This window comes from Aliidiomarina haloalkalitolerans, assembly GCF_003987315.1.
GTDB classification, from domain to species: Bacteria; Pseudomonadota; Gammaproteobacteria; order Enterobacterales; family Alteromonadaceae; genus Aliidiomarina; species Aliidiomarina haloalkalitolerans.
In genome coordinates, this window is sequence record NZ_PIPI01000001.1 from 879723 (window position 1) to 903416 (window position 23694).

Consider the following 23694-nt stretch of genomic DNA (forward strand, 5'->3'; position numbering starts at 1 on the left):
TCCCTCACTTGTACCGATTATTCTTCGTTGCTGAACCAGCAAATATTACGAGCTTTCATGATCAGCTCACCGGCCATTTCCGGAGTTAATGACTCGATTGCTTCGAGATCATCAATTCCCTGCTCGGCTAAATCTTCCAATGTCCGTACACCTTGAGCCGCTAGTTCGTAAGCTAGGTGACGGTCTAGGCCTTCCAGCTCTAATAAAGTAGAGTCTGGCTCAGCACCTTCCAATGATTCTTCATTCGCTAATGCTTTGGTCGTTAAGTAATCACGTGCACGATTGCGTAACTCTTCCACGATGTCTTCGTCCATACCTTCAACTGACAACAGTTCAGAAGCTGGTACATAAGCAATTTCTTCGAGTGATGAGAAGCCTTCGTCAATCAGAACAGCTGCGAAATCTTCGTCGATTTCTAAGCCTTCCATAAACAACGACGTCAGGCGCTCCGACTCAGCTTCGTTACGTGCATTGAAGTCTTCAACCGTCATCACATTCAATTCCCACCCAGTTAACTGGCTAGCTAATCGAATGTTCTGACCGTTACGACCAATCGCTTGCGCTAAGTTGCTGGCTTCAACAGCGATGTCCATGGTGTGCGTTTCTTCGTCCATCACAATCGATGATACTTCCGCTGGTGCCATGGCGTTAATGACGAACTGTGCAGGATTGTCATCCCACAGTACGATATCAACACGTTCGCCACCAAGCTCGCTAGAAACAGCTTGCACTCGTGCACCGCGCATACCAACACATGCTCCGACTGGATCGATGCGACGGTCGTTGCTTTTCACAGCAATTTTAGCGCGTGAACCCGGATCTCGTGCAGCACCTTTTACTTCGATCATTTCTTCGCCAATTTCCGGCACTTCAATGCGGAATAGCTCGATTAAGAAGTCAGGGTGCGAACGGCTAACAAATAACTGCGCGCCGCGCGCTTCTGGACGCACTGCGAATAAGAGACCACGTACGCGGTCACCTGGACGAACACTTTCACGCGGCAACATATCATCGCGGAAAATGACCGCCTCGGCGTTGTTGCCGAGATCGAGAATGACGTTGTCACGAGTGGCTTTCTTAACGATGCCGCTAATTAACGTGCCTACTTGATCCTGATACTGCTCAACCACTTGTGCGCGCTCTGCTTCGCGAACTTTTTGCACAATAACTTGCTTTGCAGTTTGCGTGGTAATCCGGTCAAACACGATTGAATCAATTTGCTCTTCAATGTATTCGCCGACTTGAATTTCAGGGTCATCAATTTGGGCCGCTGACAGTGAAATCTCAGCATATGGGTTTTCCAGAATTGTGTCTGGATCTTCAACCACGCGCCAACGACGGAACGTATCGAAATCGCCGGTTTGACGATTAATGGCCACACGGACTTCGATATCCCCATCGTATTTTTTCCGGGTTGCAGTCGCAATTGCAATTTCTAACGCTTCGAAAATCTTCTCGCGCGGAACCGCTTTCTCGTTGGACACTGCCTCTGCAACCAGCAAAATTTCTTTATTCATGATCTTGCCTCGTCAACGCTTTAATTTTAGTCAAACTTAGGTACCAGATTCGCTTTCTTAATTGCGTTGACTGGTACAGTGAATGATTCTTCGCCAATAGTGAAAGTGACCTTGTCGTCTTCTACGGCGCTAATTTGTGCCTTAAAGTTACGGCGATTCATAATCGCAGCCGTCAATTGCACAGAGGCTTCTTCGCCGATAAAACGCTCATAATGACCACTATTAAACAGCGGTCGGTCGAGACCCGGAGAAGACACTTCAAGGTTGTATTCTGTATTGATCGGGTCTTCTACATCCAAAACAGCGCTTACCTGATAACTAACATCAGCGCAATCGTCGACGGAGATACCGTTTTCATGATCAATGTAAACGCGCAAGGTCGAATGTTTACCTGCACGCACGAATTCGATGCCTACTAATTCATAACCCGCTGCCGCAACAGCCGGTTCGAGCATATTTGTCAGTCGTTCAACCAAAGTTGCCAACTCAACCTCCAGAAACAAAAAAAGGGCGTAACGCCCAGTTCTTCGGTGTCAAAACTAATGTCAGTCAGGCTAGATAGCAAAAAGCCCCGGACTAAGTCGGGGCTTAAAACCTGGCACGCCTTTCGACCTGAGTTTAAACATTGTAATTTGAACCTGTCAAAATACCAATGGTTAAACTCGAACTGGTTGCGGGGGCAGGATTTGAACCTACGACCTTCGGGTTATGAGCCCGACGAGCTACCAGACTGCTCCACCCCGCGTCCGAATGGGTAGCATTATACTCTCTTCTGGTAGGTTTTCAACCGTACCGGCAATTTAAACCGGACTTTAATTTGTTGAAAACAAGCGAATTAACAAGAGCATAACAATATTTTGGTGCCGAAGACGAGACTCGAACTCGTACGCTCAGAAGAGCACCACCCCCTCAAGATGGCGTGTCTACCAATTCCACCACTTCGGCAAATCTTTTGCTAGAAAACTGTTCGTTAGAATTTAGTTTCCTGGCGGTAAGTCGTTTTGCGGTAACTGCTGAGTCGCAGGTACACTTAAATCAATAAAGTCGTCTTCCGCAGGAGCTCGCTCGCCAGCAACAAGGCTACCGAGAATTAAACTTAACAAGAAGAAGCTTACCGCAATAATCGCAGTCATTCGGGTTAGGAAATTTCCCGCACCACCAGAACCGAATACGGTGTTTGAAGCACCGGCTCCGAATGAGGCACCCATGTCTGCGCCTTTACCTTGCTGAATCATGATCAAAGCGATTAAAGCAATCGCGACCAATAAATACAGCACTAATAATGTTTCGTACATAAATTCAACTGTCCTTTTTTACGTTGGCGGCTTGGCAAATTGCAGCAAACTGCTCTGTGTCCAAACTTGCTCCGCCAATCAGGCCACCATCGATATCGGCCTGCGAGAACAACTCAGTGGCATTATCTGCCTTCACGCTGCCACCATACAAAATTTGTATCTTTTGCGCTGCTTCGGGAGCTTTTGTTGCCACCCAATTGCGAATCAGTCGGTGCACGTCTTGTGCTTGCGCTGGTGTCGCAGTTTTCCCAGTACCGATTGCCCAAACTGGCTCATAGGCAATGACTAGGTTTTCAAAATCTACTTCTTTACAAGCACTGCTGAGCTGTTGCTCTATCACTTGCTCGAGCTCACCCGCTTCGCGTTGCTCGAGCGTTTCGCCGATACATAACACGGGGGTTAAGCCGGCCGCTTGTGCCTGTTGGACTTTTCCTGCCATCACTGCATCACTTTCAGCAAATAACGCGCGACGCTCAGAATGCCCAATTAATACATAACGACAGCCACTATCAGCCAGCATCTGCGCACTGATTTCACCGGTGTATGCACCCTGCTCGAACTCGCTGCAGTTTTGCCCTCCAACCTTCACGCCAATGGCGTTAAGAAGAACGTCAGCGGTTTTCAAATAAACTGCTGGCGGGCAAATTGCGACACCAATGTGTTGCTGTATTTCGCTCTGATGGAAGTGCTCGGCAAAGCTTTTCAGCAGCTCGGCATCCCCATTCAACTTCCAGTTTGCGATGACTAGTGATGTTCTCACAAGACGCTCCTGTCCAGTTCGTTGAGCGGCGCAGATAGTACCCGACAATAGGGTTTGATACAAGCACCGCGTGAGAAAATTTTGTTAATTGCTCATGCTTTAAGCAATTCGCGTTCTTCTTAGTCAACCGCCTCGACTTCACTGGCGATTTGTTGTGCGAAGGCCTTCACTTGTTTGCTATCACGACCTTCGACCATGACCCGTACTAAAGGTTCTGTGCCTGATTTGCGCAGCAATACTCGGCCTTGACCAGCTAATGCTTTTTCGACTTCAGCCACGGCTGACTGCACGTTTTGCGCATTAAGCGGGTCGGTGCCTGGGGTAAATCGAACATTGACGAGCACCTGGGGTAGTTTCTTCATTCCGGCAACCATGTCTCGAGCTGAGCACCCCTCTCTAACCATGCCAGATAAAAACTGAATCGCTGCCAGAATACCGTCGCCAGTACTGTGATACTTTAAGTTGATGACGTGACCTGAGCCTTCACCGCCGATACACCAACGGTTCTTCCGCAGTTCTTCCATGACATAACGGTCGCCCACCTTGGCACGGACGAATGGTACATTCAAGTCAGCAAGTGCCAACTCCATGCCCATATTGGTCATTAAAGTACCAACCACACCGCCTTCTAGGTTGCCATCACGAATGGATTGACGCACAAGTGCATAGACGATTTCATCACCGTCGATGGTTTGACCATCGGCATCAATAATCATGATCCGGTCGCCGTCGCCATCAAGTGCAAGGCCAATTGCCGCGCCTTCCGCTTGCACGCGCTGTTGCAGTGCTGCTAAATCGGTGGCTCCGCAGCCTTTATTTATATTCAGCCCGTTTGGCGTAGTACCCATTTCAATGACTTCGGCACCGAGCTCACGGAATACATTCGGTGCAATGTGATAGGTTGCGCCATGTGCACAGTCCACCACAAGCTTAATCCCAGCTAAGGATAAATGGCTTGGGAAGGTACTTTTACAGAACTCGATGTAACGACCCGCTGCATCTTCGATCCGAGATGCACGACCGAGCTCTTCTGATTCAACACAGTCAATTTCTTGGTCTAGGTAGCTTTCAATCCGCGCTTCGAGCTCATCGGATAGCTTGTGGCCCGAATCAGAGAAGAACTTTATGCCGTTATCGTAATAAGGATTATGTGACGCACTGATCACAACGCCTGCGGCAGCACGAAAAGTTCGAGTTAGATACGCAATCGCGGGCGTTGGCATTGGCCCAAGAAATTCAACGCTGACACCGGCAGCGGAAAATCCAGCTTCAAGCGCCGATTCGAGCATATAACCCGAAATCCGCGTATCTTTGCCGATTAATACCTTCGTGTTTCCCTTTGCAGCTAGCGCTTTACCAGCAGCCCACCCGAGCTTTAAAACAAAGTCAGGCGTGATTGGCCGTTCACCAACTCGACCACGAATTCCATCTGTTCCGAAATACTTACCCATCCTAGCTTCCATCTCCTGCGATTGTTGCCTGAACCACTTTCATGGCGTCAACCGTGGCTGCAACATCATGTACTCGAATAATCTCTGCGCCCTGCAGCATCGCAATGGTTGCGGCGCTAACACTTGCAGCTAAACGTTCTGAGGTGTCGCGTCCAGTCACTGCACCGAGCATTGACTTGCGTGACACACCAATTAATAACGGTCGACCCAATTTGTGCAAGTCGGCTAAGTGTGCCAACAATTGGTAGTTGTGTTCAACCGATTTTCCAAACCCGAACCCGGGGTCAAGCCAAATTCGTTCGGCCGCAATACCCGCAGCGACACATGCGTCAATTCGTTCGGCAAGAAAACGTTGTACGTCAACAACCACATCGTCGTATTTCGGTGACTGTTGCATGGTACGGGGCTGCCCTACCATGTGCATTAAACAAACCAGCGCATTGCTTCCTGCAGCTGCTGCAAGAGCACCTGGTTCACGTAGTGCCCGCACATCGTTAATCATATCAGCGCCAGCCGCTACAGCAGCTGTCATAACCGCAGCTTTGCTTGTGTCGACCGAGATCTTGACATCAAACCGCGCACTTAAGGCGGCGATTACAGGTACAACACGATCGAGCTCTTCGTTTTCAGCGACATCAACAGCGCCAGGGCGCGTCGACTCACCACCGACATCAAGCCAAGCAGCGCCTTCATTAACCATTTGTTCGGCGCGATAAAGAGCCGCATCGAGCGAATTAAACTGCCCGCCATCAGAGAAAGAGTCTGGCGTTACATTCAAAATACCCATGACTGCTATTGCACGTTTATTTTTCAAAGCTCAGTCCTTGTCTTACCCTGCACGGCGGTCAATGCTACCAAAAAACAATGCAGTTCGCTGCAAAAAATAACCCCACGGCGCCGAACGTCGTGGGGTTATTCTGTTTCTAACCAACCCTTATTTGGCGGGTGGTGAATCCGGTGCGTCGATATCTAAGCGCTCGTTACCGTCATCTTTTTTCTTTTTGGCCTTCGGTTTCGCAACGGGAGCCGCGTCGCCCGAAGACTTGTCACTGTCATTTTTGTCATGCCAGTTAGATGGTTCACGAACATCGCGGCGCTCCATCAAATCGTCAATTTGTCCGGCATCTAACGTTTCGTACTTCATAAGAGCATCTTTCATCGCATGGAGAATATCGACATTCTCCTCTAAGATTTTCTTCGCACGATCATAGTTGCGGTCAATCACTTCCCGAATTTCTGCGTCGATAGCACGCATGGTGTCGTCTGACATTTGTTTGTTCTGTGCAACTGAGCGACCTAAGAACACTTGTCCTTCATCTTCAGCGTACAGTAATGGTCCCATTTTGCTCGACAAGCCCCACTGGGTGACCATTTTGCGTGCGATTGCAGTTGCTCGCTCAATATCATTCGAAGCACCGGTCGTCACATGTTCGTCGCCATAAATGATTTGCTCGGCGATACGGCCACCGTACAAGCTCGACAGCATACTTTCCAAATGCTGCTTACTATGGCTCACGCGATCTTGTTCCGGCAAGTACATCGTCACACCCAACGCACGACCACGCGGAATAATTGACACTTTATATACCGGATCATGGTCTGGTACTAAACGACCAACGATAGCGTGACCTGCTTCATGGTAAGCGGTCATGGCTTTCTCTTCCTCAGTCATGACCATCGACTTACGTTCACTACCCATGAGGATCTTGTCTTTCGCTTTCTCAAACTCAGCCATAGAAACCATGCGGCGATTCTCACGCGCGGCAAACAATGCAGCTTCGTTAACCAAGTTCGCTAAGTCAGCTCCTGAGAACCCAGGTGTACCACGGGCAATCACAGCTGGCTCGACATCGTCTGCAATTGGAACCTTACGCATGTGAACTTTCAGAATTTGCTCACGACCACGGACATCAGGCAAACCAACGGTCACTTGACGGTCAAAACGACCTGGACGCAATAACGCAGGGTCAAGAACGTCTGGACGGTTCGTCGCAGCGATGACAATGATACCTTCGTTGCCTTCGAAGCCGTCCATTTCAACCAACATCTGGTTTAGTGTTTGCTCGCGCTCATCATGGCCACCGCCCAAACCGGCACCACGTTGGCGACCGACCGCATCGATTTCATCAATAAAGATAATACAAGGCGCCGCCTTCTTGGCCTGTTCAAACATGTCACGCACACGCGATGCACCAACACCGACAAACATCTCGACGAAGTCCGAACCAGAAATAGTAAAGAATGGTACTTTCGCTTCACCGGCTACTGCTTTCGCAAGCAAGGTTTTACCAGTACCTGGAGGACCCACCATCAGGACGCCCTTGGGAATGCGACCACCAAGACGTTGGAATTTGCTCGGATCACGCAAGAAGTCAACGAGTTCAGCAACTTCTTCTTTTGCTTCTTCACAACCTGCTACGTCAGCTAAAGTTGTTTTCACTTGGTCTTCGCCCATCAGGCGTGCTTTGCTCTTGCCAAACGACATCGCGCCACGTCCACCACCGCCTTGCATCTGGCGCATGAAGAAAATCCAGACCGCAATGAGAAGCAGCATAGGGAACCAAGAAATGAAAATGGTGCCTAGCAAGCTGCGCGACTCTGGCTCTTCGTAACGAACAGTCACGTTGCTTTGATTCAGAAGATCATTCAGCAGGTCTGGGTCTTGCGCTGGCATGACAGTACGGAACTGCTCACCGCCCGAACGCACACCTGAAATTGAACGCTTCGACTCGTTAATCGTCACTTCTCGGATTGAGCCGCGATTTACATCACGAACAAACTCCGAGTAAGCATAGGTTCGCTGGTCACTCGTGCCTGGGTTCATGCCTTGGAAGACACTCATTAGAACCACGGCAATCACCAGCCAAAGAATGAGATTTTTCGCCATATCGCTCAACGTTATTTCCTCTCTACTGCTAAGCAGAATCTGCTAACTCGTTTATACTCTACATTCCCTATACACAGCATAAACCGCAAAATATTAAAAACAGGGTACTATATTTTGTATCCAGTCGCTACCAGATACACCTCACGGGAGCGTGCTCTCGACGAATCGGGCTTGCGCACTTTCACCGTGGTGAATGCCTGTCGAACTTCTTTTAAGAAGACGTCAGAACCCTCGCCCTGAAACACTTTGACCACAAAGGCACCGCCAGGTTTCAGTACCGACCGACACATCTCTAAGGCCAACTCAACTAAATACATGGAGCGAGGTTGGTCAACAGCGTCGGTGCCACTAAAGTTTGGCGCCATATCTGACAATAAAACATCAACATTGGCACCGCCAATCCGTTCTAACAAGGCATTTAAGACCGCTTCTTCACGAAAATCGCCTTGCAGAAAATCAACGCCAGCAATTGGGTCCATATCGAGAATGTCACAAGCAATGACTTCACCATTGCCATTTTGGAGATCCGCAACGAATTGCGACCAACCACCAGGTGCGGCACCTAAATCTACTACGACCTGACCTGGCCGAAGGATCTTATCGCGCTGCTGAATTTCATCGAGTTTAAAAACTGCACGCGAACGCAGGCCCTGCTTTTGGGCTTTTTGCACGTAGTGATCGTCAAAATGTTCCTTTAACCATCGGCTACTACTGGCTGAACGCTTCTTTTTCGCCATGTTTCCTCTTCTTTTGCTAACTCGGACTGGCTCGTATTAGGAGATGGCGGTAGAATACCGCAAATTCAAGTGTTTCGCTCGCGAACTCAGGTAAAAACATTTCGATTGCCTTGTTCGTCTGTATCGAAAGGCGATTTTATAACCAGATTAACAACAGGCATCAACCATGCAACTTAGTAATAAACAGAAGCAATTCTTAAAAGGCTTGGCTCACCCGCTCAAGCCAGTCGTCTTACTCGGCGCTAACGGGTTAACTGAAGGTGTTGTCGCAGAAATTGACAGTGCACTTGAGCACCATGAGCTGATAAAAGTGAAAGTTCCTGAAGAAGATCGGGAGCTGCGTGTCGCTATCTACGAAGCGATAGCGCGTGAAACGGCGGCAACGCAAGTTCAAGTTATAGGCAAGACCTTGGTTCTTTATCGCCCTGCGCGGGAACCAAAACTGCGTTTACCGAAAGGTTAAAGCAATCTTTATCGTTGTTGGCGTGCTGCTCTTGTTCGCTCTTGGCCGGCAAGAGTAGCAGCTAGAGACTCTAACACCTGCGTGCGCAACTCACTGGCCTGCGGAAAGGCCCGATACGCAGCCCATAACAGTTCCAAGTTTTCGGCGCTCGTTTGTGCGTGATGACGCGTCAAAAGTGCATAGAAGTAGGCGACTGCTTTTCCGAATTCCCCGCTAGATTGCACGGAATCACCTTGTTGAGTTTGCTTGGAAGGCTTCGCTTTCCCTCTCGCATTGGCTCCACTCGCATAGGTCCCACGCTCATTCGTCGCAGAAGCAGCCACCAAATTCTCTGACACAACGTATTCTGGCACCCGAAGGCCGCCTTCCGGCTTCAACATCCAATCAATCGACATGTGCTTGTCGAGAAGCGCCGGAATCAGTGTTGAATAAGGCACATGTCCACGTTGCCGGCAGTTATTAATCGCCGAACGAGTTAATCCATACCACTTTAAAACATCTAACTCATCGCTCAGACCAGAAGCCTGCCGGCCCATTTGGAGGAAGTGGTCGAGACTAATTGAGTTTGCTTGCGCCTTTCCCTTGCTATTCATCATGGCCTGTGCTTTTATTGATTTTAATATCACTCATTTGAGTGCAATCTAAACTCAAATGAGTTCAAACGGAATTCACAACTGCCAGTATGTAAAACTAATTATGGATAAAAATCAAATTAAAAAAGCACTTGCGGCCAATGGCTACGACTTTTCGATAGTCGCCGCTGCAATTGAGCGTAGCCCATCCCTCATTTCTAAAGTAGCAGCTCGTAAGGCACGATCGCGAATTGTCGCCAACGCGATAGCAAAAGCGATTGGTATGCCTGTACAAGAGGTTTTTCCAGATATTGAGGATTATCACAACCCTCTTCCCAGCGGAAATTCTGCTCGCGAACAAAAGGCTGCTGAGCTGGCCAAGCTGCTGAACGATTAACCGGTGTTATAACAACTCGCGTGAACCTCAGAAAGCGTTAACTGAGATGGGTTCATGCAAGCAAAGCCAACGAAAAAGCCCCAATTAGTCGCAACTAACTGGGGCTTTGCTTATATTGATAAGCTCTTTTAAAGCAAGCGCTTACGTTTACAAGTACTCGACGTTCACGATTTCGTATTCGACTTCACCGCTCGGCGTCGTCACCACCGCAACATCGTCAACTTCCTTACCAATTAAGGCACGTGCAAGTGGCGAGTTCACTGAAATCAAGTTTTGCTTAATGTCAGCTTCGTCGTCACCAACCACACGGTAAGTGACTTCTTCGTCGGTTTTAGTGTTGTATACCGTCACTGTCGCACCGAAAACTACTTTGCCGTTATTCTGCAATTTCGTTACATCAATAATTTGCGCATTCGAAAGTTTGGCTTCAATTTCTTGAATTCGACCTTCGCAGAAACTTTGTTGTTCACGTGCAGCATGATACTCAGCATTTTCTTTTAAGTCGCCGTGCTCACGCGCATCGGCAATCGCTTGAATAATCCGCGGCCGATCTTCACTTTTTAAACGCTTCAACTCGTTGCGTAGTGCCTCCGCACCCGCAACTGTCATCGGAATGTTTGTCATTGATTCAAAATCCTCTTGTGCAGTTCTTGCACCGAGCTCACCCGCGCTCGGTCGTTGACAGTATGGGCTTTCACTGCCGCAAAACCTGCGTTCAATGTGGTGGTGTAACTGACGTTATTCAGCAGCGCTTCGCGACGAATGTAGACTGAATCTTCAATCGCCTGGCGCCCTTCCACCGTATTAATAATATAGCTGTATTCGCCGTTTTTCACAGCATCGACAATATTGGGTCGACCTTCTTGCAACTTGTTCACTACGCTACAGTGAATTCCTTGCGCCTGCAAGGCTTCGGCTGTGCCGCGCGTTGCTTCGACGCTGAATCCTAACGCAGTCAAGCCACGAGCCAAGTCGATGACGCGCTTTTTATCACCTTCACGCACCGACAGCAAGGCTTTACCCTTCGCAGGTAGTGCTTGGCCTGCACCTAAGTTTGCTTTGGCATAAGCCTCTTCGAAACTCTCGCCAACCCCCATAACTTCGCCCGTAGAGCGCATCTCTGGCCCACGAATTGGGTCGACGCCTTGGAATTTAGCAAACGGAACAACAACTTCTTTAACAGAATAGTAAGGCGGAATGACTTCGTCCAAGCAATTTTGCTCTTTCAAAGATTTGCCAGCCATCACTCGAGCCGCAACTTTGGCTAACTGAATACCCGTTGCTTTGGACACAAATGGTACTGTCCGGGCTGCGCGTGGGTTTACTTCAATGAGGTAAATCTCATTGTTTTGAATCGCAAACTGCGTATTCATCAAACCGCGTACATTCAGCTCAAATGCCAATTTCCGGACTTGCTCACGCAATTCAGCTTGGGTAATGTCACTCAGTGAGTACGGTGGCAACGAACATGCTGAGTCACCTGAATGGACACCCGCTTGCTCGATGTGCTGCATAATACCGCCAATGAACACGTCTTCACCGTCACAAATTGCGTCAATGTCAACCTCAATGGCGTTATCTAAAAAGCGATCCAGCAGAACCGGTGCCGAGTTTGACACTTTTACGGCTTCATTCAAGTAACGACGTAAATCCGCTTGGTCATAGACAATTTCCATAGCGCGGCCGCCCAAAACATAGGATGGACGCACAACTAATGGGAAACCGATGCGCTCTGACTCAATCATCGCTTGCTCAACGGTTGTTACCGTGGAGTTCTCTGGTTGTTTCAGACCTAATCGTGTCACCGCCGTCTGGAAACGCTCACGGTCTTCAGCGCGGTCGATTGCGTCTGGCGAGGTACCAATAATTGGGACACCATTCGCTTCGAGGTCTCGCGCTAGTTTCAGTGGTGTTTGACCACCATACTGGACGATGACGCCTTTCGGCTTCTCGATACGAACAATTTCTAGAACGTCTTCTAGGGTAATTGGCTCGAAGTATAAGCGGTCTGAAGTGTCGTAGTCGGTTGAAACCGTTTCTGGGTTACAGTTGACCATAATCGTCTCGTAACCATCCTCACGCATGGCAAGCGCCGCGTGAACACAGCAATAGTCAAACTCAATCCCCTGACCAATGCGGTTTGGACCACCACCGATGACCATGATCTTCTCACGATCACTTGGGCGCGCTTCACATTCTTCGTCATAGGTTGAATACATGTACGCAGTTTCTGACGCGAATTCGGCGGCACAGGTATCAACACGTTTGTAAACCGGGAAGATCCCGAATTCTTCGCGACGTTTACGAACTTCGCTTTCATGAACATCCAAAATTGCCGCTAAACGCGCGTCCGAGAACCCCTTGCGTTTAAGGTAACGCAAGCTGTCCGTGTCCATTCCCGCTAAGCCAAGTTGGCCGACTTCCTTTTCCAACTTCACAATTTCTTCCAGTTGCACGAGGAACCAACGGTCAATCTTAGTTAAATTGAAAACGTCGTCGACACTCATACCCATGCGGAAGGCATCACCAATGTACCAAATACGCTCGGCACCTGGCTCTTTTAGCTCACGAATAATCTTGGTTTTTGCTTCTTCCGGCTCATTTAAATCGACAATTGGGTCCAAACCGTTCATGCCCAATTCAAGGCCACGTAACGCCTTCTGCAGCGACTCTTGTTGGTTACGACCAATGGCCATCACCTCGCCAACCGATTTCATTTGGGTCGTCAGACGGTCGTTAGCGCCAGCAAACTTCTCAAAGTTGAACCGTGGGATTTTAGTAACCACGTAGTCAATCGCTGGTTCAAACGATGCTGGTGTAACACCGCCGGTAATGTCGTTGGCGAGCTCGTCGAGGGTATAACCGACTGCCAGCTTCGCGGCCACTTTAGCAATTGGGAAACCGGTCGCTTTTGACGCCAGTGCAGAAGAACGACTCACCCGCGGGTTCATTTCAATAATGACCATGCGTCCCGTGTCTGGACAAATACCAAATTGGACGTTCGAGCCACCGGTTTCGACGCCAATTTCACGCAGTACCGCCATCGAAGCGTTACGCATAATTTGGTATTCTTTGTCAGTTAAGGTTTGCGCTGGTGCAACGGTTATCGAGTCACCGGTATGCACCCCCATTGGGTCAAAGTTTTCAATCGAACAAACAATGATGCAGTTGTCGTTCTTGTCACGCACCACTTCCATTTCGTACTCTTTCCAGCCGATTAACGACTCGTCGATGAGTAACTCTTTAGTTCGAGATAATGACAGTCCGCGCTTACAGATTTCTTCAAATTCGTCACGGTTGTAGGCGATACCACCGCCACTGCCACCCATGGTGAATGACGGTCGAATAATACACGGGAAGCCAATGCGCTCGAGCACATCGAAAGCTTCGTCCATGCTGTGAGCAATTTCTGCGCGCGGTGTTTCAAGACCGATTTTTTTCATCGCTTTATCGAAACGATCACGGTCTTCCGCTTTATCGATCGCATCTGCCGTGGCGCCAATCATTTCAACGTTATACTTCTTCAGAACGCCCTGGGCGTCGAGTTCGAGCGCACAGTTCAATGCGGTTTGCCCACCCATGGTTGGCAGGATGGCATCCGGACGCTCACGTTCAATGATTTTCTCGACCACTTCCCAATGAATTGGCTCGATATAAGTCGCATCCGCCATTTCTGGGTCAGTCATAATGGTTGCTGGGTTCGAGTTCACCAAAATAACGCGGTAACCTTCTTCCCGCAGTGCCTTACAAGCCTGCGCTCCCGAGTAATCAAATTCACACGCTTGGCCGATAACAATAGGACCAGCGCCGATAATCAAAATACTTTTAATGTCTGTACGTTTTGGCATCGTGGCACCCGTCCTTATTGCTTCGCAGCTTCAAGCAGTTCAATGAAATGATCGAACAGTGGCGCAGCATCCTGCGGCCCTGGACTCGCTTCTGGGTGACCTTGGAAACTAAACGCCGGTAGGTCAGTGTGATGAATGCCTTGCAGCGTGCCATCAAAAAGCGACTTGTGCGTCGCTTTTAAATGCGCTGGTAAAGAGGCTTCTTCAACTGCGAACCCGTGGTTTTGACTGGTAATCATTACCCGCCCAGTTGCTAAGTCTTGCACCGGGTGGTTGGCACCATGATGGCCGTGCTTCATTTTGACTGTTTTCGCACCGGTAGCGAGCGCTAAAAGCTGATGGCCTAAACAAATCCCAAAGACTGGCAGTTGTTTTTCGAGGAATACTTTTATAGCCGCTACCGCATAATCACACGGCGCTGGGTCACCAGGACCATTCGACAAAAAGACACCGTCCGGACTCAATGCTAATACTTCTTCAGCAGACGTTTGTGCGGGTACCACTGTGATTTTGCAACCGCGGTCAGCTAGCATGCGCAGAATGTTGAACTTAGCGCCAAAATCGTAGGCAACTACATGATATTTGGTTTCGCCCTGTTGCGTGTGTCCCTGTCCGAGTTTCCAGGTTCCCTCGGTCCAAGGGTATGGTTTGCTGCAAGTCGCAACTTTCGCAAGGTCCATTCCTGCAAGACCTGGAAATGCTTTCGCCGCTTCGAGTGCCGCAGCGACAGGTGCGTCTTCACCCGCATTATAGGTCATGATACAACCGTCTTGAGCACCGGTCTCACGCAAACGATTAGTCAATCGACGCGTATCGATGTCGGCAATACCGAGAATGTTTTGCGACTTTAGATAATCACTCAGAGATTGAGTACTGCGGAAATTACTGGCAATTGGAGAAAGATCGCGGATGACTAGACCTTTAGCCCAAATTCGATCGGACTCGGTGTCTTCAGGATTAGTGCCGTAATTGCCAATGTGTGGGTAAGTGAGGGTAACGATTTGTTCTGCGTAAGAGGGGTCGGTTAAAATTTCTTGATAGCCTGTCATGGCCGTATTGAAAACAACTTCACCGACAGCCTGCCCTTCCGCACCAATTGCAGTGCCATAGAAAACAGAGCCGTCAGCAAGAACCAGAATGGCCCTACGCGTGGACTTACTCGCCGAAATACTCAAGGGTACCTCCGAACATAAAAAAACGGGCAAGTTTGCGTTCACTTCCCCGCTTTACACCGAATCATGCACAGCCAGACCCACTTCAGTTTCGCTACCTTTTACCCTTATTTCCCACCTAAACACGGCTTGCGTTCAGCCGAAAGGAGCACGCTTAGCGTTCCTTTGCATTGTTTTATGCTTGAATAAGTTAAAAAGGTAACCGACGAACGGATGGCTGCACCTGTGCTTGCCGGCGTTCGGCAAATTGTTCGTATTTTACGTAAAATCGGCTTTCTAGTCCAGCCCAAGAACGTCCTTCATTGCATAAATCTGCGGATTTTTCCCTAACGTCAACCATGCTGCGGCACGCAGCGCTCCGTCAGCAAAGGTACTGCGGTTTGCCACGCGATGAGTTAGCTCAATTCGCTCACCGCCAACCACTAAATAAACAGTGTGTTCACCAACAATATCGCCGGCCCGCAAGGTTGCGAATCCAATACTGCCTTTTTCATAGACATGGTCGTCCGCATTCCGATTAAGCTCAGCGACATCGCTAAGGATTTGGCCTCGGCCACGTGCCGCAGCTTCGCCGAGCAACAACGCAGTTCCCGAAGGTGCATCAACTTTGCGGGTATGATGTGCTTCAAGCACTTCAATGTCCGCTTGGTCACCAAAAACTGCACTCGCCTGCTCGGTTAATGCAGCTAACAAGTTAACACCCACACTAGTGTTTGCTGCATAAACGATCGGCACGGAAGTCGCGGCTAATGCTAAAGCATCTCGTCCAGCTTCATCTAACCCGGTCACACAAACGACTACCGGCTTGGCAAGTTCAATATAAGTTTCGGCGCGCTGTGCTAGTCCTTCTGGTAAGGCAAAATCAATGATGACGTCTGCGCCAGCAAGCGCAGCTAAGTCGTCAGTGATTGCAACACCATTGGCTTGCCCACTTGCCAATACACCGCTATCAAGGCCAATAGTATCCGAGCCTGCGCGTCCAATTGCTGCGGTTAACTCAAAGTTGGATTGTTGCGTTGCGGCACGCACCACTTCGCGCCCCATCCGCCCACTTGCGCCAACTACTGCGACTTTGATTGATGCTGTCATGCGATTCCTTGTTTTTTCTAATTTTGGCGTGGCTCGGAGCTGTAATCTCTCTGCGTTTGTCCGCCATTGCTTTGGCGCTCAAGTTCCGCCACGAGCACGCTCTCATCGATCATATTTTCTGAACGCGCTACGGTAGCCGATACGGCCATATCGCCAGTTACGTTCGTTGCTGTGCGCATCATATCAATAATTCTGTCAATTGCAGCAATAAATGCAATGCCTTCAAGTGGCAAGCCAACTGCCGATAGCGTGACGGTAAGCATCACCATCGCTGAGCCAGGTACCCCTGCGGTTCCGATTGACGCGAGCGTTGCAGTTACCATGATAATTGCATATTCAGTAAAGCCAAGCGGAATACCATACAAGTGCGCAATGAAGATGGCGGCTATCGCTGGATAGATACCACCACAGCCATCCATATTAATGGTGGCTCCGAGCGGCAGCGAAAAGCTTGCGTACTCTTTCTTTACGCCCAGACGTTCTGTGGTCGTTTTCAAAGTCGATGGCAAGGTCCCGAAGCTACTCGACGTCGAGTACGCAATAACTTGGGTTGGGAAAATCGCGCGGAAAAATTGCATCGGCTTAATTTTTGCACCCCAACGCACCAAACTGCCGTAGACAAAAATAATGTGGATTAAGCACGCAATGTAAATGGCAATAATAAACTTACCAAGCGGCAACAGCATTTCTAAACCGTAGGTACCAACAACCCATGCCATTAAACCGAATACGCCAATTGGCGTCAGCTCAAGTACATAGCGGGTGATTTGGTACATCACTTCGGCGCCAGCTTGAAAGAAGTCACGTACCGGCGCGGCCTTTTCTTTTAATGCGTTAAGCGCAATCGCCAGCAACACAGCAAAGAAGATAATCTGGAGTACTCGGCCTTCAGCCAAGGCAGCAAACGGATTTGTTGGAATGACGCTCAGTAAAACTTGCGAAACCGGTGGAATGTCACGTTCCACAACTTCAGCTGCGGTTAATTCAACCGTTGGCGTTAAATCCATGAACGTGCCAACGGCTAAACCAATTGCGCTAGCGATAAAAGCTGTCAGCAAGAATAACCCGACCGTTTTCGATGCTAAACGCCCCAAATTACTTTGGCTTTGCATGCTTGTAATGCTACTAACGATTGCAAACAGGATAAGCGGTGCAACTAGCATTTGAATCGAGCGCACGAACAACTGTCCCAGCGGTTGCATGGCTGCGCCAATTTCAGGGAGGCCAAAACCAAGCACTGCGCCAAGAACGAAGGCACCAAGTACCCGTTGCCAAAATGGAATTGCAAACCAAGCTTTCAACATAACTTTCCCGTGATGTTAGACAAAACAAAAAACCGCTCTGATCCTATACTGTATCGATCAGAACGGTTTTGCGGAAAGAATAGATTAATCTTGGTTAGATCAATTTGTTTTAGTTGCTTTCTTCTTCGTGCATTTGGTCAAGCACACTTGGGCGTGGGCAATTCGGTAAGCGACCCTGAGCAGCCCGCTCTTGATAGTAAGGCATCACGGCTGGAATTTGGTTGGTTAAGTCACGAATCCGACTTGAGGGAGATGGGTGCGTCGATAATAATTCAGGTGTACTGCCGCCTCCAGCTTGTGCCATCAATTCCCATAAGCGCGGCGCCTCTTCTGGCTTGAAGCCGGCTCGCGCCATTAGATCTAAACCAATTTCGTCTGCTTCTGACTCGTGTCGACGACTGTAAGGTAACGCTACAGCGAGCTGACTGGTGATACCAAGTCCAGCCATAATTGCAGCACGTTGGCCTGGCGAACGATCAGAAGTTGCAATGTCAGCAGCCAGCAAACCAGCACTAATGAGCAGGTTAGTCGACAACCGCTCACTACTATGATCAGCCATGACGTGGCCTATCTCATGACCCATGATTGCAGCGACTTGATGCTGGTTTTCGGTCAATTTCAAAATGCCGGTGTAAAAGCCAATGTAACCACCAGGCAAAGCAAAGGCGTTGATTGTAGCGGATTCGAAGACCACAACTTCCCATTCAATATGGCTATATTCATACGGTAAAACTTCAATAATCGCATTAGCAATACATTGAGCGTACTGATTTAATGCCGGATCGGTCGAAACTTTTTCTTCCTGCTTAATTTGCGCAAATGCTTCGGAACCCATTGAATTCAGCGCACTCCCGGAAAACAGGTTTAACTGCTTACGTCCAGTCGGTGAGGTCGTACAGGCAGCAATCACAGCCACCGTGATCAGCACGGTTAATACCTTCATAAAAGATTTCATCAGACTCTCCTTGGCCACATATTGACATAAAGTATAGAGTTCACTACTCAGCAATACCAAGTATTAACTTTAACTTTAAACAATCTCTTACAATCTCGGCTTCGTGCTCGCAGACTTGAACGACGGTAGATAAAAAAATACCAACCTGATTCAAGGTTGGTATTTTCGTATAACTGGATTAATTTCCCGTCAGGTCATCAAAGAATTTCTTCACACCGTCAAAGAAACCACGCTCCTTGGGCCGATAGCGAGCGGCTTCATCACCGACGCCCATGGAGTCCTCGAGCTCTTTTAGCATCGCTTTTTGTTTCGCTGACAAGTTCACCGGCGTTTCAATGACCGCTTTACACACGAGGTCACCCATTGCCCCGGAACGAACCGACTTAACCCCTTTGCCACGTAAGCGGAACATCTTCCCGGTTTGCGTCTCAGCTGGAATTTTCAGTTTAACGCGACCATCGAGTGTTGGCACTTCCACTTCGCCACCGAGTGCAGCTTGGGTAAAGCTAATCGGCACTTCACAGTATAAGTTATTGCCATCGCGCTTAAAGATACGATGCTCACGCACGTGCACTTGCACGTACAAATCACCGCTTGGCGCGCCATGTTCACCGGCTTCGCCTTCACCACTCAAGCGCACACGGTCGCCAGTATCGACACCTGCTGGGATTTTCACGTTCAAGGTCTTGGTCTTTTCAACGCGGCCATGACCGTGACAACTGCGACACGGGTTCTTCACAATCGAGCCACGACCGTGACATTGTGGACAGGTTTGCTGCACGGCAAAGAAGCCCTGACGCACTTGAATTTGCCCTGCACCGTGACAGTAATCACAGGTTACTGGCGTGCTGCCGTCCGCAGACCCTGTACCGTCACAATCATCACAGTGACTCATACGCGGAATACGAATTTCCATTTCCTTGCCGCGCACTGCTTCTTCAAGGGTCATTTCAATGTCGTAACGTAAATCAGCACCACGTTGCGCTCGACGACCACCGCCGCGGCGTCCGCCACCGAAAATGTCACCAAATACATCCCCAAAAATGTCCGAGAAATCCGCACTGCCGCCGCCAAAGCCGCCGGCACCGCCGCGCGATTGATCAAAAGCATCATGGCCATATTGATCATACATGCGCCGTTTGTCCGGATCGTTGAGGACTTCGTAGGCTTCTTTGACTTCCTTAAACTTGGCTTCTAGTTCTTTATCGCCCTTGGTACGATCCGGGTGATACTTCATCGCAAGCTTTTTATATGCTTTCTTAATATCGCGCTCGCCTGCGTCTTTGGCCACGCCTAGGACTTGGTAATAATCAGGTTTCGACATAAATTCTCGCCACAATTTACTGGATTGTTCGCGCCTGTTGCAGACACACACACGGGCGTTCCCGAAGGATACGCCCGTGCTATTTAGTCATGAATCACGCGAGCGTCTTACTTTTTCTCGTCGTCTTTCACTTCTTCAAACTCAGCGTCAACGACATCGTCTGCCGCATCGCTCGCAGCACTGCTATTAGCGCCACTTGCTTGTTGTTGCTGAGCTTTCTGCTGAGCAATTTCCATCAACTTCGCAGACTTCTCCATCAAAGCTTGTGACTTCGCCTCAATAGCTTCTTTATCACTCGCTTTGATTGCATCTTCTAGCTCGCTAATCGCACCTTCAATCGCAGATTTGTCACCTGCAGGTAGGTCGTCGCCAGCTTCTTCAACTTGCTTCTTGGTCGCGTGAACTAAAGCATCTGCTTGGTTCCGCGCTTGTACCATTTCTTCAAATTTCTTGTCTTCTTCGGCGTGCGCTTCCGCGTCACGAACCATTTTTTCGACTTCGTCATCGCTTAGACCAGAAGACGCTTTAATCGTGATTTTCTGTTCTTTGCCAGTGTCTTTGTCTTTCGCCGACACATGCAAAATACCATCGGCATCGATATCAAAAGTCACTTCGATTTGCGGCACACCGCGCGCCGCTGGACGAATACCTTCAAGGTTAAACTGGCCTAATGACTTATTGTCACTCGAACGCTTACGCTCACCCTGTAACACATGAATCGTTACTGCAGACTGGTTGTCATCCGCTGTTGAGAAGGTTTGCGATTTCTTCGTTGGAATCGTCGTATTCTTCTCAATCAAGGTGGTCATGACACCACCCATCGTTTCAATACCAAGTGATAACGGACACACGTCAAGCAAGAGTACGTCTTTCACGTCACCTTGAAGTACACCAGCTTGCACCGCTGCGCCGACGGCAACTGCTTCGTCTGGGTTCACGTCTTTACGTGCTTCTTTACCAAAGAAGTCGGCAACAACTTGCTGGACTTTCGGCATCCGCGTCTGACCACCAACCAAAATAATGTCGTTGATGTCACCCACTTTCAGACCTGCATCGGCAAGGGCTTGCTTCACTGGCTCAAGGGTTTTCTGCACCATGTCTTCAACTAACGACTCAAGCTTCGAGCGCGTCAATTTGATTGCCATGTGCTTCGGACCCGTCGCGTCAGCAGTAATATAAGGCAAGTTCACTTCAGTTTGTTGCGCTGAAGACAACTCGATCTTGGCCTTCTCACCGGCTTCTTTCAGACGCTGCATCGCTAACGGATCTTTCCGTAAGTCGATACCTTGGTCCTTCTGGAACTGCTCAACTAAGTAGTTGATAACACGGTTATCAAAGTCTTCGCCACCTAAGTGAGTGTCACCATTGGTCGCTAATACTTCGAACGTATGTTCGCCGTCCACTTCGTCAATTTCAATGATGGAGATATCAAACGTACCACCACCTAAGTCATACACAGCAACCGTGCGATCACCAGACTTTTTGTCCATACCGTACGCTAACGCTGCAGCTGTTGGCTCGTTGATGATCCGCTTCACTTCAAGACCGGCAATACGGCCTGCGTCTTTGGTAGCTTGACGCTGAGCATCGTTAAAGTATGCCGGAACGGTAATAACCGCTTCGGTGACTTTCTCACCAAGGTAGTCTTCCGCTGTCTTCTTCATTTTCTTCAGAACTTCAGCAGAAATTTGTGGTGGCGCTTTTTTCTCGCCTTTCACTTCCACCCACGCATCGCCGTTATCTGCCTTGGCAATACCAAACGGCATAATGCCGATATCACGCTGTACTTCTTCGTCTTCAAAACGACGGCCAATTAAGCGCTTAATTGCAAATAAGGTGTTTTTCGGGTTGGTGACCGCTTGGCGTTTTGCCGGCGCACCGACTAACACTTCACCGTCATCGGCAAAAGCAACCACTGACGGAGTTGTACGATCGCCTTCCGCGTTTTCAATCACGCGAGCTTTGTCACCATCCATAATGGCAACACAAGAGTTGGTGGTGCCTAAATCGATACCAATGATTTTACCCATAACTATCTCCACACTTTCAAATTGGTTCCGGGATGTCTTCTATTTGGGGACTACCCGTAAAGATTTCAATACATTTAATAAGGTTTTTTTACGACCAGTTATTCTGGCGCTTTCGAAACCATCACCATGGCTGGGCGCAACAAGCGGCCGTTCAAGGTGTAACCCTTTTGCATCACATACAGCACAGTATTCGCCGGTAGTTCTGCGTTCTCTTGCATGCCCATTGCTTCGTGCTGCTGTGGGTTAAATGGTTGACCTTGCGGGTCGACCACTTCCATGCCAAATTTTTCAATGGTGTGCACAAAGCCTTTGTGCGTCATTTCGATGCCTTCGGCGACGTTCTTTTGTGCCGCGTCATCGTGGTCGATATTTTGCAGAGCACGCTCTAGGTTATCGATCACCGAAAGTAATTCACCGGCAAATTTTTCCAGCGCAAAATTTCGGGCTTTCTCAACTTCTTGAGCCGCACGGCGGCGAATATTTTCTGCTTCAGCAGCTACTCGCAAAGCCTTGTCACGTTCGTTCTGTAACTCCTGACGCAAGTTAGCAACTTGTTGTGCTAGCTCGGCTTCCCGTTCGCTTAACACCTCTGACTGTTCTTGCTGGTCGTCCGCGTCAATCTCTTCCGCAGCGTTGGTGACTTGTTCAGCACCCGCTTCAACCTCGGTCTCTTGATTCTGCTTGTGATCTTCTGGTTGGCCTTGCGTGCTCATGCCATTCTCCATCTTCAAACTCAATCCCATGCGAACGCGTCCGTGAACGGTCGTTGCGCACCAAAATTTTCAACTTGCCTCGGATATGGGGACGGTGATTTTTATTTCAAGCAATAATTTTCACTTTCTTTTGTGATTTGGTGACCGCTATAACACCGAATTGGCAACAAACTTCTCTATTGATCTCAACGCTTAAAGGCCGTAGCTTATGCAACAGAACGCCAATGGAGCCTTGCAATGACTGAAAACAGTGCAGACAATGCCAAATCAAGCAACCACCCGCCGTTCCGGGTTATCGGTTTACTCTGTAAAAATGACTCGGATACAGCACAAGAAACGTTGCTGCAAATTGCTGCGCTACTCATTGCAGAAGGCTATACCGTATTGGCTGACGAAAGTGGTCCAGTGCACATCTTGCCGACCACAATTGAACGCTGCTCGCTGGATGAATTAGGGCAACGGGCGGAACTAGCAATCGTGATTGGTGGTGATGGTAAAATGCTCGGAGCGGCGCGCTGTCTAAGCCTCTATGACATTGCCGTGATTGGTGTAAACCGGGGCAACCTTGGCTTCCTCACGGATCTTTCACCCGACGACGCAGCCACGCAATTGCGCGATGTATTACAAGGACACTACCACACTGAACATCGCTTCTTGCTCGACGCTCGAGTCGAACAGAATGGCGAAATCGTGCAGCGCAGTAATGCAATGAATGAAGTGGTGTTGCACTCTGATCAGGTTGCGCACATGGTCGAATTTGAAGTTCAAGTTGACGGTCAATTCGTGTTTAGTCAGCGTTCTGACGGTTTGATCGTTGCTACGCCGACAGGGTCAACGGCTTATTCACTGTCAGCGGGCGGCCCAATCTTAACGCCAGGACTGGATGCCATGACCTTGGTCCCTATGTTTCCACACACACTGAGCAGCCGTCCTATCGTCGTCAGTGGCGACAGTGTGGTGCGAATTCTGGTTGCACCTGACGACCAACCTTTGCACATCAGTTGTGACGGTCACCTGAAGTTGCCTGTTGCTGCCGGCGCTGAAATTGTCATTCACCGGCAACAGAAACCACTGCGTTTAATCCACCCTCTTCACTACAACTACTACCACGTCTTGCGCAATAAACTGAGCTGGGGTAGCCGCCTGTTCTGAATATTTTTTCAACAGCCTCTTGCACTAC

21 protein-coding genes and 2 tRNA genes are annotated in these 23694 nt (G+C 49.1%); 3 read left to right on the forward strand and 20 right to left on the reverse strand.

The annotated features are described in order from the left end of the window. Window positions 1-17: 17 nt before the first annotated feature. The 10 genes from nusA to rlmE all read right to left on the reverse strand — a co-directional run bounded on the left by nusA (window position 18) and on the right by rlmE (window position 8647). Window positions 18-1517 carry a transcription termination factor NusA gene (gene nusA, locus CWE06_RS04055; protein ID WP_126791373.1) on the reverse strand — a complete coding sequence of 500 codons (1500 nt, stop codon included), beginning with the start codon at window positions 1515-1517 and terminating at the stop codon, window positions 18-20. Window positions 1518-1543: 26 nt separating this feature from the next. Then, on the reverse strand, window positions 1544-2002 hold the full coding sequence (gene rimP / locus CWE06_RS04060) for a ribosome maturation factor RimP (protein WP_126791375.1): 459 nt from the start codon (window positions 2000-2002) through the stop codon (window positions 1544-1546). Between the two features lie 183 nt (window positions 2003-2185). After that, a tRNA-Met gene (locus tag CWE06_RS04065) sits at window positions 2186-2262 on the reverse strand. Window positions 2263-2375: 113 nt separating this feature from the next. Beyond that, window positions 2376-2462: transfer RNA gene (locus CWE06_RS04070), tRNA-Leu, on the reverse strand. A gap of 32 nt (window positions 2463-2494) precedes the next feature. Further along, complete coding sequence (gene secG / locus CWE06_RS04075; RefSeq protein ID WP_126791377.1) at window positions 2495-2812, reverse strand: preprotein translocase subunit SecG; 318 nt, start codon at window positions 2810-2812, stop codon at window positions 2495-2497. Window positions 2813-2816: 4 nt separating this feature from the next. Further along, window positions 2817-3572 carry a triose-phosphate isomerase gene (tpiA, locus tag CWE06_RS04080; protein WP_126791379.1) on the reverse strand — a complete coding sequence of 252 codons (756 nt, stop codon included), beginning with the start codon at window positions 3570-3572 and terminating at the stop codon, window positions 2817-2819. Between the two features lie 119 nt (window positions 3573-3691). Beyond that, complete coding sequence (gene glmM, locus CWE06_RS04085; RefSeq protein ID WP_420808518.1) at window positions 3692-5023, reverse strand: phosphoglucosamine mutase; 1332 nt, start codon at window positions 5021-5023, stop codon at window positions 3692-3694. A gap of 1 nt (window position 5024) precedes the next feature. Continuing rightward, window positions 5025-5810 (reverse strand): dihydropteroate synthase, encoded by a 786-nt coding sequence (gene folP / locus CWE06_RS04090; protein WP_126791554.1) that lies wholly within the window; start codon window positions 5808-5810, stop codon window positions 5025-5027. Between the two features lie 147 nt (window positions 5811-5957). Continuing rightward, window positions 5958-7919, reverse strand: a complete 1962-nt coding sequence (ftsH, locus tag CWE06_RS04095) for an ATP-dependent zinc metalloprotease FtsH (RefSeq protein WP_126791383.1) — start codon at window positions 7917-7919, stop codon at window positions 5958-5960. Window positions 7920-8017: 98 nt separating this feature from the next. Beyond that, complete coding sequence (gene rlmE, locus CWE06_RS04100; RefSeq protein WP_126791385.1) at window positions 8018-8647, reverse strand: 23S rRNA (uridine(2552)-2'-O)-methyltransferase RlmE; 630 nt, start codon at window positions 8645-8647, stop codon at window positions 8018-8020. Window positions 8648-8813: 166 nt separating this feature from the next. Here rlmE and yhbY point away from each other — a divergent pair, with 166 nt between their 5' ends. Next, window positions 8814-9110, forward strand: coding sequence for a ribosome assembly RNA-binding protein YhbY (yhbY, locus tag CWE06_RS04105; protein ID WP_126791387.1), 297 nt, complete (start codon window positions 8814-8816; stop codon window positions 9108-9110). A gap of 8 nt (window positions 9111-9118) precedes the next feature. On the opposite strand, the gene CWE06_RS04110 is transcribed toward yhbY, so the two are convergent. Beyond that, a complete protein-coding gene (locus tag CWE06_RS04110) occupies window positions 9119-9706 on the reverse strand; it encodes a hypothetical protein (protein ID WP_126791389.1) in 588 nt (195 codons plus the stop codon). A 100-nt stretch (window positions 9707-9806) separates the two neighbouring features. Here CWE06_RS04110 and CWE06_RS04115 point away from each other — a divergent pair, with 100 nt between their 5' ends. Then, window positions 9807-10079 carry a helix-turn-helix domain-containing protein gene (locus CWE06_RS04115; RefSeq protein ID WP_126791391.1) on the forward strand — a complete coding sequence of 91 codons (273 nt, stop codon included), beginning with the start codon at window positions 9807-9809 and terminating at the stop codon, window positions 10077-10079. Window positions 10080-10226: 147 nt separating this feature from the next. Here the strand turns inward: CWE06_RS04115 and greA are convergent, their stop codons facing one another. From greA to grpE, 9 genes are all read right to left on the reverse strand, one after another. Continuing rightward, window positions 10227-10703 carry a transcription elongation factor GreA gene (greA, locus tag CWE06_RS04120; protein ID WP_126791393.1) on the reverse strand — a complete coding sequence of 159 codons (477 nt, stop codon included), beginning with the start codon at window positions 10701-10703 and terminating at the stop codon, window positions 10227-10229. Continuing rightward, window positions 10700-13927 (reverse strand): carbamoyl-phosphate synthase large subunit, encoded by a 3228-nt coding sequence (carB, locus tag CWE06_RS04125; protein WP_126791395.1) that lies wholly within the window; start codon window positions 13925-13927, stop codon window positions 10700-10702. The genes greA and carB overlap by 4 nt, the downstream gene beginning before the upstream one ends. A 14-nt stretch (window positions 13928-13941) precedes the next feature. Next, window positions 13942-15102, reverse strand: a complete 1161-nt coding sequence (gene carA / locus CWE06_RS04130) for a glutamine-hydrolyzing carbamoyl-phosphate synthase small subunit (protein ID WP_126791397.1) — start codon at window positions 15100-15102, stop codon at window positions 13942-13944. A gap of 273 nt (window positions 15103-15375) precedes the next feature. Then, window positions 15376-16188: a 4-hydroxy-tetrahydrodipicolinate reductase gene (gene dapB / locus CWE06_RS04135; protein ID WP_126791399.1), complete on the reverse strand. Its 813-nt coding sequence runs from the start codon at window positions 16186-16188 to the stop codon at window positions 15376-15378. Window positions 16189-16205: 17 nt separating this feature from the next. Beyond that, complete coding sequence (locus CWE06_RS04140) at window positions 16206-17492, reverse strand: dicarboxylate/amino acid:cation symporter (protein ID WP_126791401.1); 1287 nt, start codon at window positions 17490-17492, stop codon at window positions 16206-16208. A gap of 109 nt (window positions 17493-17601) precedes the next feature. Next, the gene (locus CWE06_RS04145) at window positions 17602-18447 is read right to left on the reverse strand and encodes a M48 family metallopeptidase (RefSeq protein WP_241972464.1); all 846 of its coding nucleotides are present in this window, start codon (window positions 18445-18447) and stop codon (window positions 17602-17604) included. Window positions 18448-18625: 178 nt separating this feature from the next. Next, window positions 18626-19771 (reverse strand): molecular chaperone DnaJ, encoded by a 1146-nt coding sequence (gene dnaJ / locus CWE06_RS04150; RefSeq protein WP_126791403.1) that lies wholly within the window; start codon window positions 19769-19771, stop codon window positions 18626-18628. A gap of 107 nt (window positions 19772-19878) precedes the next feature. Continuing rightward, complete coding sequence (gene dnaK / locus CWE06_RS04155; RefSeq protein ID WP_126791405.1) at window positions 19879-21801, reverse strand: molecular chaperone DnaK; 1923 nt, start codon at window positions 21799-21801, stop codon at window positions 19879-19881. 98 nt (window positions 21802-21899) lie between these two features. Further along, entirely contained in the window at window positions 21900-22514 is a 615-nt protein-coding gene (grpE, locus tag CWE06_RS04160; protein ID WP_126791407.1) for a nucleotide exchange factor GrpE, read from the reverse strand. Between the two features lie 237 nt (window positions 22515-22751). Here grpE and nadK point away from each other — a divergent pair, with 237 nt between their 5' ends. Next, window positions 22752-23666: an NAD(+) kinase gene (gene nadK, locus CWE06_RS04165; RefSeq protein ID WP_126791409.1), complete on the forward strand. Its 915-nt coding sequence runs from the start codon at window positions 22752-22754 to the stop codon at window positions 23664-23666. The last annotated feature ends 28 nt before the right edge of the window (window positions 23667-23694 follow it).

Coding starts and splice junctions, on each gene's coding strand:
- CWE06_RS04115 (WP_126791391.1), top strand. CDS start 9,807: ATGGATAAAAATCAAATTAAAAAAGCACTTGCGGCCAATGGCTACGAC.
- grpE (WP_126791407.1), bottom strand. CDS start 22,514: ATGAGCACGCAAGGCCAACCAGAAGATCACAAGCAGAATCAAGAGACC.
- CWE06_RS04145 (WP_241972464.1), bottom strand. CDS start 18,447: ATGAAATCTTTTATGAAGGTATTAACCGTGCTGATCACGGTGGCTGTG.
- carB (WP_126791395.1), bottom strand. CDS start 13,927: ATGCCAAAACGTACAGACATTAAAAGTATTTTGATTATCGGCGCTGGT.
- CWE06_RS04110 (WP_126791389.1), bottom strand. CDS start 9,706: ATGATGAATAGCAAGGGAAAGGCGCAAGCAAACTCAATTAGTCTCGAC.
- greA (WP_126791393.1), bottom strand. CDS start 10,703: ATGACAAACATTCCGATGACAGTTGCGGGTGCGGAGGCACTACGCAAC.
- rlmE (WP_126791385.1), bottom strand. CDS start 8,647: ATGGCGAAAAAGAAGCGTTCAGCCAGTAGTAGCCGATGGTTAAAGGAA.
- glmM (WP_420808518.1), bottom strand. CDS start 5,023: ATGGGTAAGTATTTCGGAACAGATGGAATTCGTGGTCGAGTTGGTGAA.
- CWE06_RS04140 (WP_126791401.1), bottom strand. CDS start 17,492: ATGTTGAAAGCTTGGTTTGCAATTCCATTTTGGCAACGGGTACTTGGT.
- nadK (WP_126791409.1), top strand. CDS start 22,752: ATGACTGAAAACAGTGCAGACAATGCCAAATCAAGCAACCACCCGCCG.
- secG (WP_126791377.1), bottom strand. CDS start 2,812: ATGTACGAAACATTATTAGTGCTGTATTTATTGGTCGCGATTGCTTTA.
- nusA (WP_126791373.1), bottom strand. CDS start 1,517: ATGAATAAAGAAATTTTGCTGGTTGCAGAGGCAGTGTCCAACGAGAAA.
- yhbY (WP_126791387.1), top strand. CDS start 8,814: ATGCAACTTAGTAATAAACAGAAGCAATTCTTAAAAGGCTTGGCTCAC.
- dnaK (WP_126791405.1), bottom strand. CDS start 21,801: ATGGGTAAAATCATTGGTATCGATTTAGGCACCACCAACTCTTGTGTT.
- folP (WP_126791554.1), bottom strand. CDS start 5,810: ATGGGTATTTTGAATGTAACGCCAGACTCTTTCTCTGATGGCGGGCAG.
- dapB (WP_126791399.1), bottom strand. CDS start 16,188: ATGACAGCATCAATCAAAGTCGCAGTAGTTGGCGCAAGTGGGCGGATG.
- dnaJ (WP_126791403.1), bottom strand. CDS start 19,771: ATGTCGAAACCTGATTATTACCAAGTCCTAGGCGTGGCCAAAGACGCA.